Genomic DNA, 620 nt, shown 5'->3' on the forward strand with positions numbered 1-620 from the left:
CCCGGCGACGGCCGCGGCCCCGCCGACCCGATCGCGTCGGGATGATGAGGCGGATGCGCGTCAGGCGTCGGGCGTGATCGTCACCAGCGGGTGGCCCGACGGCACCACGGCGGCCGGCGGCAGCCAGAGCGCCCAGCGCCATGCGGGGCCGACGGGCGTGCCGTCGGGGAAGGTCATGCCGATGAGCACGGGGGCGAGCCACCAGAGCGTCCAGCTCACGGCGCCGAGCGCGGCCGCCGCTTCGGCTCCAGGGAGCGGCGCCGGGCCTGCCGCTGTGGAGCCCCACGCCTCTGCGGCCGCGGTGAGCAGCGGCATGGTGCCGAGCGCGACGAGCAGCGGCCCCATCCACAGGTCGCGGCGGCGCAGGCTCAGCAGGGTGCCGATCGCGATGCTGGGCAGCGCGACGAGCGAGGTCGCCACGACCCACAGCGCGATCGCCGGCGGGTGGGCGACGATGACGACGGCGCTCGCCGCGGCGACCGCGAGCAGTGCGGCCGAGACGATCTGAGGTCCGGACGGGCGCGCACGCATCAGCGGCCTCCGGGCAGCCACAGGCCGACCGAGGCGGGCTGCAGCGCGCGCTCGACGGCAGCGCGCAGCTCGCCCGCGGCGGACGCGGG

General features: G+C 77.9%; 1 protein-coding gene. It reads right to left on the bottom strand.

The annotated features are described in order from the left end of the window. Nucleotides 1-60: 60 nt before the first annotated feature. Nucleotides 61-531: a hypothetical protein gene (locus IT781_RS22110; protein ID WP_194972319.1), complete on the bottom strand. Its 471-nt coding sequence runs from the start codon at nt 529-531 to the stop codon at nt 61-63. Nucleotides 532-620: the final 89 nt, after the last annotated feature.

Origin of the sequence: Methylobacter sp. BlB1 (assembly GCF_015476545.1) — a bacterium.
Classification (GTDB): Bacteria; Pseudomonadota; Gammaproteobacteria; order Methylococcales; family Methylomonadaceae; genus Methylobacter.